Raw genomic sequence first — 6,652 nt, 5'->3', positions numbered from 1 at the left:
GTCGTGCGTGGTGGCGTAGACGAGCTGCCTGCCGTTGTAGGGGGCGACGGTGAAGTCCTTGAGCGAGACCCAGCCCGCCTTCGGGTTCGCCAGCACGCCGGTGGAGTTCCAGCGGTAGGTCGACGGAAGGTCGCACGTACCGGTCGGTGTCGGTGTCGGCGTCGGCGTCGGGTCGGGGGTCGGCGTGACCGTGGGGGTGGGGGTGGGGGTTCCGGGGTTCCCGGTGCAGGCCACGCCGTTCAGGGAGAACGAGGTGGGCGACGGGTTGCTGCCGGTGTACGAGCCGTTGAACCCGAAGGCGGTGTTGCCCCCCGACGGGATGGCGGCGTTGTAGGAGACGTTGGTCGCGGTCACCGTCGAACCGGACTGGGCGGACGTGGCGTTCCACATCTGGGTGATCTGCTGGCCGCCCCCGAAGGACCAGGTCAGTCGCCAGCCGTTGACCGCGTCACCCAGGTTGTTGATGGTGACGTTGGCGCCGAAGCCGCCCGGCCACGACGAGGTGACGGTGTAGTCGACCCGGCAGGCGACGGCCGCCTGCGCGGGCTGCGTGGCCACCAGCCCGGCCGCCGCCAGCAGGATCGGGATCGCGATGATCGTGAAGACGCGGCGTACGGCCGGCTGGGACGGCGCCGTCGGTGTGACGGCGGAGGGACGCGGTGTCCGCGTTCGCCAGGGCAGGCGCATGGATGCTCCTCATCTTTTCGTCCAGCCGCTGTCGGGGACTGGTGCGGGTGGTGGCGTGCCGGGGATGCCGCCCAGATGTACGTGCGAGGCCAAGATCTTTGTTAGCGCTCACATTACGTTCGCTGACGGACTGCTCCATTTCTCTGGCGAGAGATGGTGGTGGTGCGCGGAGCCAATACGATGGGGCCGATCCTCGTCAAGGCACGTCCCTTGGCCCTTTTCCTCGCGCTCGCGCTCCCGGTGGGCCTTCATCTGCCCTAACGGGCATCCGATCGCACCGTGCGAGATCGGCTCTGTGATGAAACGTTCAGCGATGGCGATGATCTTCTGCCGTGCGCGGCCGTTCGACGCGGCGGCGAGCAGGCCGTGAACGTACGTCATCGGGTCCCGGACACCTGGTTCACGGAAGTCGGCGAGGCGTCGTGTGACGGTAGGCGCCAGCGGGCCCAGACGGTTTTGCCGGGACGGTCGGGGAGGGGAGTGACGCCGTGGTCGTGGGCGAGGGCACGGACGATGGCCAGGCCGCGACCGTGGACGGCCTCGGCGTCGAGGGCGAGGAGGCGGGGCTGCCCGGTTCCCCGGTCGGTGACCTGGAGCCGGAGCTCGTCCGTGCAGGCCCGCACGGAAAGCCTGACCACGGGCTCGCCGTGGACGATCGCGTTGGCGAGCAGCTCGCCGGCCACCAGGACGGCGTCGTCGACGAGGTGGTGCAGTTCCCAGGCGACGAGGATCTCGCGCACCATGGCGCGGGCCTTGCCGACGATCGGCAGGTTGTGCGGCAGGTCCCAGCAGACGGTCAGCGGGGCGTCCTGAGTCCGCGAGCCGTCCGGGGCCGGTGGGGTGTCCGGGATCTCGGGCATGTTCTCTCCTCGGGGAGGCGGTGGGCCGTGCTCGGCCTCGCGCATCAGGTCGCGTAGCTCGTCGACGGTGCGGGCCCGCACGATCAGGGGTTCGGGGGCGGGCCAGACGGCGACGGCGTGGAAGTGCCGGGTGCCGGGGCCGTACCAGACGATCCAGGCGGGCTCGACCTGGTCGAGCCGCTCGGCGGCGCGCGTTCGGCCGGATCCCAGGACCGGTGGTCGATCTGCGCGGTGGCCGCTCCGCGCCGATGCCGCCCGCCCTGCCGGGGCTGGGAGGCGCGTTCGTTCACGCCGTCGCTCCCTGCCGGTACGGGGCGTGCCTGCCGGAGGGGGTACGGGGGTTCGGCGGCCGTCCACGCCGGTACGGCACGGCGGCCGTGGCCACGGCCTGCTCCGGCCGCCGGTGCCGACCGGGGAAGCCCTCCGGGGGCCGCACGGGAAAAGCGACGGAGGCTGTGGGGCCAGGGACCGTAGAGCCAGGGATCGTGCGGACGGGCGTCGTGACGGGTGGGCGGCTGGAGAGGCTGAGGCGGCGACGAACGCTCATCCGGGCGTGGACCTGGGCGGTGGTGGGCTGCTCCCAGTGGTGGTGCGCGCGGTGCGGGAGGCTGGCGGCCTCGTGGGCGTACGGGGGATGGCCGCACCAGCGGCAGCCGAGCGGCATCGGCGGCCGGTTCGCGTGCCAACGCACCCGGATCGGCCTGGGGTTTCCTCTAGGGTTACGCATCAGGTCGGACCTCCAGAGTCCGGTCGAGGGGCTTGTCATGGCGTTCCGTGCCGTGGCAGGCCCCGCTTTATTTGGGGATTGAGGGCGATACGGCCTGGTGTTTCCGTCTTGCGCGAAGCGGCTTCCGGCTGCCCCATGGGACTTACTCAGCGGTGACAGGTGTGTGTCCGGCGGAGGCGTAAGTGGTCACCAAAGGGGCGTTTTCCGTTGAATCAGCGGACATTTTTTCTCCCTTTTTCTGGACATACGTGGTGATTTTTTAGATGACCTTGAAAGGTTGCTTTCCGCGCACGGGAGAGGGCCGCTCCGGTGGCGTTCCCGCTCTCTCGAACCTCTTCACAGAGTGCACTCGGATGACTACTTTAGGGATCAAAAGTCGAGGCACATCGGTGTGACAGTTTGTGGAAACCTGTGTCTCTTGTGTCGCGGTGTGGAATTCATCGCTGGATGGAGATGCGATGTCCAAGGATCCCAAGCTCAACCCGAAAAACGAAAAATGGGTTCTATTTGGTGCGGAGCTCCGCAAGTACCGGAAAAAGGCGAAAATGACCCAGGATGAGCTGGCTGAGGTGACTCAGTTCAGCAGGAGCCTGCTGAGCTTCACCGAGAGAGGCGAGCGCAATCCCAGCCACAACCTGGCACGACGCTGCGACGACGCTTTGGGTGCGAACGGAGGACTCATCCGCCGCTGGACGCACATCACCCATGCGGCGAGCCCGCGATGGTTTCGGGATTGGCTGGAGGTCGAACCGGCAGCGCATACGCTGCACACCTGGCAACCGCTCGTTGTTCCCGGTCTTCTTCAGACTGAAGAATACGCGCGAGCAGTGTTGCGTGGAAAACCCGGCGTAACGGATAGCGAGGTAGAGGAACTCGTAGCGGCTCGAATGGAGCGGCAAGCCATCTTCTCCCGGGCTGCCCCGCCGATGCTGCGAGTGGTGTTGGATGAGGGCGTCCTATATCGCCCGATCGGCGGTAGGGAAGTCATGCACGCTCAGATCGAGCGCCTGCTCATAAGCTTCGCCTCACCCAAGATCTTTATTCAGGTGCTTCCGCTGGTGCTTGGGGTGACCACGGGGGTTCTTGGTGGTTTTGTCATCGCACAGATTCAAGGGAGTGCGGATATCGTGTATCTCGAATCTGCACTAAACGGTCAAGTTACCAATAGATCAGAGGATGTCGAAGCCATCCAGGCTACGTACGACACCATCCGAGCTGAGGCACACTCTCAGCATGTCTCGATCGATGTGATCAGAGAGGCAGCAAAAACATGGATCTGAGCGACGAGCTGAGGACCGCTGACTGGCGTAAGGCCACCAAGAGCGGACCCAACGGTGGGGACTGTCTGGAGGTCGCCCCGCTGTCCGGCGGCCGGGTGGGCCTGCGTGACACCGAGGCTCCCGAGCGGGCGCCGTTCGTGGTGAGCGTGAGTGTGTGGGCCGCCTTCGTCGACGGCGCCAAGAAGGGCGAGTTCGACTTCTGACTCCGCTCCCGGAGACAAGGAAGCCCTCGACCAGGTGGCCGAGGGCTTCTGACGTCGTACGGGCTATGCCACGGTGTATTCGACGTCGCCGAAGTCGGCCACGACGCGCAGCCGTCCGCCGAGAGCCTCGACGTAAGAGCGCAGGGTCGCCACCTCGACACGGTCGACCTCGCCGTGCTCGATGGCCGAGACTCTCGGGCCGGAGATTCCCATGGTGGTGGCAACGTCGCGCTGGGTCAGATCCTGCTCCCGCCTGATCTCCGCGAGCTTGTACGCCCTGATCTCCGCGGCGAGCTGCTCCATCGCGGCGGACTTCTCGGCATCCGATTGCACGGGCAGTCCCGCAGCCTGGCGCCGCTCCCGCGCCCGCTGCTTCACCTCGTCCCAGTTGACCGCGCTCATTCGTACTCCCTGCTAGCCAGCTCCGCTATGTGTTCGGCGTACCGTTTCTCCGCCATCGGGATATTTGTGTCATACCAATGGTCCCAGTTGCCGGCCTTATCGCCCGCGACCAGCAGTACTGCCCGGCGGACCGGGTCGAATGCGAACAGAATGCGGATCTCACTTCCTTTTGACGAACCAGGTCGCAACTCTTTCAGATGGTGATTGTCGGCTCCCTTGATGCGATCCACCAGCGGTCGACCAAGTGTCGGCCCGACCTGCGCCAGCATGTCTATGGCGTTTTCGACCTGATCAGCGCTGCCCCAGTCGTCCTGGCATAACTGGTCGTACCAGTCGGCGACCTCGGCAACCAGCACGACCTGCCATCCAGCTCCGTCCATAGCTTAACCCTGGCATTAAGACAGCAGCAAGGAGGCACTTTCCTGACCAGAGAAGCAAGCCGCCTGCTCTACTTCTACCAGCTCGTCCGTTCGTGACTGTTTGTGGGTATGGACTGTCCCGAAGATGATGATCGGTGCCATCGAAGTGCGCCGCATGCGCATGCCGGAAGCCGGAAGCCGGAGAACGACGTGAGGCGTTCGAAGCCTGAGGAGGCCTTGCTCAGGAAAGATCGATGGCGAGGCCGGAAGTGGTGATGTCGATCTCGCCGTCGTATTCGGCCTCGGCGGCGGCTCGCGCGGCTGTGGCGTCCGTCCCCGGCTGCAGGTGAGTCAGCAACAGGTGTCGGACGTCGGCTTCCTTGGCCTGCCGGCCTGCCTGGCGGGCACTCGACAGGTTGCGCCGCGAATCCTCCGGGACCCGGTCCACATAGGTGGCCTCGGCCAGAAACAGGTCGGCGCCGCGCGCCAGCTCCACCACCTCGGGGCTCGGGCCGGTGTCGCCGGTGTACGCGAGCACCCGATCGCCCGCCGTCAGCCGTACGCCGGCATTGGGCACCGAGTGCGGCAGCAGGCGGGTCCGCGCATGGAACGGGCCGATGTCGATCCGGTCGCCGGCTGTGAACTCGCGCAGGACATGGGCATCGGTCAGCATTCCCGGGCGGTCCAGCGCGAGCACCGCGTCCAGGGCGCCGGGCAGTGAGTACACCGGCAAGGGAGCCGGCGGATCGTCACGGAACGCGCGTGCCCGCAACAGCGGGTTCAGATCGGCGCAGTGATCGGGATGTCCGTGACTGACGAACACCGCGTCGACCTGATCAGCGGTGACCCGTTCCAGCAGCCGCGGCACCGTCGCGTACCCGGGGTCGACGAGCAGCCTGAACCCGTCGTGCTCCACGAGATAACCACTGCAGGCCTGGCCCGCTCCCGGCCACGCACCGCATCCGCCAAGGATTGTCAGCAGCATCCATGAACCCTAACGACCGGCGCCCGCTCCTCGCCTACCGTCCCAGGGCGAACGCCGGCCGGGTCCACCTCGCTCCCGGCGCGTTTCCCGATCTCATGACCTCCTGAATCCGGCCGGTGCCGACGTACGGCCACTCGATCGGAGGATGCGAGGCGGTTCGGCCCGGCCGGGACCGCTCAGCCGTTCTCGCGGGCGAACCAGTCGACGGTCCGGCGCAGACCCTCCTCCAGCCCGACGGTGGGCCGCCAGCCGAGGATCTCGGTGGTGGCGGTCAGGTCGGCGATCCTGGCGCTGTCGAGGGGGCGGTCGCCGAGGACGCCGTAGCGGGGACGGGCCCGGCCGCCGACGATCTCGGAGAGCAGTTCCACGGTGTCGCGGATGGAGGTGCCCGTTCCCGTGCCGATGTCGAAGGCGCGGCCCGCCGCCTCCGGGGTCTCGGCCGTCGCGAGGAAGGCGTCGACCACGTCGTCGACGTACACCCAGTCGAGGTGGCGCGTTCCGCTGCCGAGCTCGGGTGTCCGCCCGCGCAGCAGTGACAGCGCCACGTAGGGGACCAGCTTGCGGGTGTCCTGGCGGCCGGGCCCGTAGACCATGCCGATCCGCAGGTTGCTGACCTGGACGCCCCACAGGTGGTGGAACATCCGCGCGTAGCCGTCGGCGGCCCACTTGGACGCCGCGTACGGCGAGGAGGGTGCCCTGTCGCCCTCCTCGGGCCGGAGCTCCTCCAGGGAGCCCGCCAGCACCACCCTGGTCTCGGGGACCCCGGCGACCGCCGTCAGCAGGTTGACCACACCGGTGAGGTTGCTGTGCAGCATCGGCAGCACGAGCCGTGGATCCCTCGCCCCGGCGACCTCGCTGGCCAGGTGGAACACGACGGCCGGGCGGGTCGAGCCGACGAGCCACTCGACCGTGCCCGCGTCGGCGACGTCCGCGACGTGCCACGTCTCGCCGCCCGAGCTCTCCCTGGACCGGCGGCTGACCGCGTGCACCCGCGCGCCGAGCGCGCTCAGCCGCCGCACCAGGTGGGCTCCGATGAAGCCACCGGCCCCCGTCACCAGTACGGGCCTCGCCCGCCAGTGGTCTTCCGCTACCGGGTCGGCCATGTGCTTTCTCCTGGTTCGGGGGGATTTGTGGCAGATAAGCGGTAAG

Annotated in this window: 9 protein-coding genes; 2 read left to right on the top strand and 7 right to left on the bottom strand. The window is 67.5% G+C overall.

The annotated features are described in order from the left end of the window. The 3 genes from ACTOQ2_RS30375 to ACTOQ2_RS30365 form a co-directional block, all read right to left on the bottom strand. Window positions 1–687, bottom strand: a 687-nt coding sequence (locus tag ACTOQ2_RS30375) for a non-reducing end alpha-L-arabinofuranosidase family hydrolase (protein WP_440104201.1), incomplete at its 3' end; no start/stop codon positions are given. A 108-nt stretch (window positions 688–795) separates the two neighbouring features. Continuing rightward, complete coding sequence (locus ACTOQ2_RS30370; RefSeq protein WP_440104200.1) at window positions 796–1,068, bottom strand: hypothetical protein; 273 nt, start codon at window positions 1,066–1,068, stop codon at window positions 796–798. Beyond that, window positions 1,065–1,904 carry an ATP-binding protein gene (locus ACTOQ2_RS30365; protein WP_440104198.1) on the bottom strand — a complete coding sequence of 280 codons (840 nt, stop codon included), beginning with the start codon at window positions 1,902–1,904 and terminating at the stop codon, window positions 1,065–1,067. The genes ACTOQ2_RS30370 and ACTOQ2_RS30365 overlap by 4 nt, the downstream gene beginning before the upstream one ends. 828 nt (window positions 1,905–2,732) lie before the next feature. Between ACTOQ2_RS30365 and ACTOQ2_RS30360 the strand changes: the two genes are divergently transcribed. Further along, entirely contained in the window at window positions 2,733–3,554 is an 822-nt protein-coding gene (locus ACTOQ2_RS30360) for a helix-turn-helix domain-containing protein (RefSeq protein ID WP_440104197.1), read from the top strand. Beyond that, entirely contained in the window at window positions 3,545–3,757 is a 213-nt protein-coding gene (locus tag ACTOQ2_RS30355) for a DUF397 domain-containing protein (RefSeq protein ID WP_440104196.1), read from the top strand. The genes ACTOQ2_RS30360 and ACTOQ2_RS30355 overlap by 10 nt, the downstream gene beginning before the upstream one ends. Before the next feature lie 63 nt (window positions 3,758–3,820). Here ACTOQ2_RS30355 and ACTOQ2_RS30350 read toward each other — a convergent pair whose 3' ends face one another. The 4 genes from ACTOQ2_RS30350 to ACTOQ2_RS30335 form a co-directional block, all read right to left on the bottom strand. Beyond that, complete coding sequence (locus tag ACTOQ2_RS30350) at window positions 3,821–4,159, bottom strand: XRE family transcriptional regulator (RefSeq protein ID WP_440104195.1); 339 nt, start codon at window positions 4,157–4,159, stop codon at window positions 3,821–3,823. Then, window positions 4,156–4,539 carry a type II toxin-antitoxin system RelE/ParE family toxin gene (locus ACTOQ2_RS30345; protein ID WP_440104194.1) on the bottom strand — a complete coding sequence of 128 codons (384 nt, stop codon included), beginning with the start codon at window positions 4,537–4,539 and terminating at the stop codon, window positions 4,156–4,158. Before ACTOQ2_RS30345 ends, ACTOQ2_RS30350 begins: the two co-directional genes overlap by 4 nt. Window positions 4,540–4,759: 220 nt before the next feature. Then, entirely contained in the window at window positions 4,760–5,503 is a 744-nt protein-coding gene (locus ACTOQ2_RS30340) for an MBL fold metallo-hydrolase (RefSeq protein WP_440104192.1), read from the bottom strand. Window positions 5,504–5,679: 176 nt separating this feature from the next. Next, window positions 5,680–6,606: an NAD-dependent epimerase/dehydratase family protein gene (locus ACTOQ2_RS30335; RefSeq protein ID WP_440104190.1), complete on the bottom strand. Its 927-nt coding sequence runs from the start codon at window positions 6,604–6,606 to the stop codon at window positions 5,680–5,682. Window positions 6,607–6,652 lie beyond the last annotated feature (46 nt).

The sequence above is a fragment of the Streptosporangium sp. H16 genome (genome assembly GCF_051918855.1).
Classification (GTDB): domain Bacteria; phylum Actinomycetota; class Actinomycetes; order Streptosporangiales; family Streptosporangiaceae; genus Streptosporangium.
Note: the sequence above shows the minus strand (reverse complement) of the source record. Positions and strands in the feature narration are given on the sequence as shown.

Excerpts from the sequence above, each read along its gene's own strand:
- ACTOQ2_RS30370 (WP_440104200.1), bottom strand. The coding sequence starts at position 1,068 with ATGACGTACGTTCACGGCCTGCTCGCCGCCGCGTCGAACGGCCGCGCA.
- ACTOQ2_RS30360 (WP_440104197.1), top strand. The coding sequence starts at position 2,733 with ATGTCCAAGGATCCCAAGCTCAACCCGAAAAACGAAAAATGGGTTCTA.
- ACTOQ2_RS30355 (WP_440104196.1), top strand. The coding sequence starts at position 3,545 with ATGGATCTGAGCGACGAGCTGAGGACCGCTGACTGGCGTAAGGCCACC.
- ACTOQ2_RS30350 (WP_440104195.1), bottom strand. The coding sequence starts at position 4,159 with ATGAGCGCGGTCAACTGGGACGAGGTGAAGCAGCGGGCGCGGGAGCGG.
- ACTOQ2_RS30345 (WP_440104194.1), bottom strand. The coding sequence starts at position 4,539 with ATGGACGGAGCTGGATGGCAGGTCGTGCTGGTTGCCGAGGTCGCCGAC.
- ACTOQ2_RS30340 (WP_440104192.1), bottom strand. The coding sequence starts at position 5,503 with ATGCTGCTGACAATCCTTGGCGGATGCGGTGCGTGGCCGGGAGCGGGC.
- ACTOQ2_RS30335 (WP_440104190.1), bottom strand. The coding sequence starts at position 6,606 with ATGGCCGACCCGGTAGCGGAAGACCACTGGCGGGCGAGGCCCGTACTG.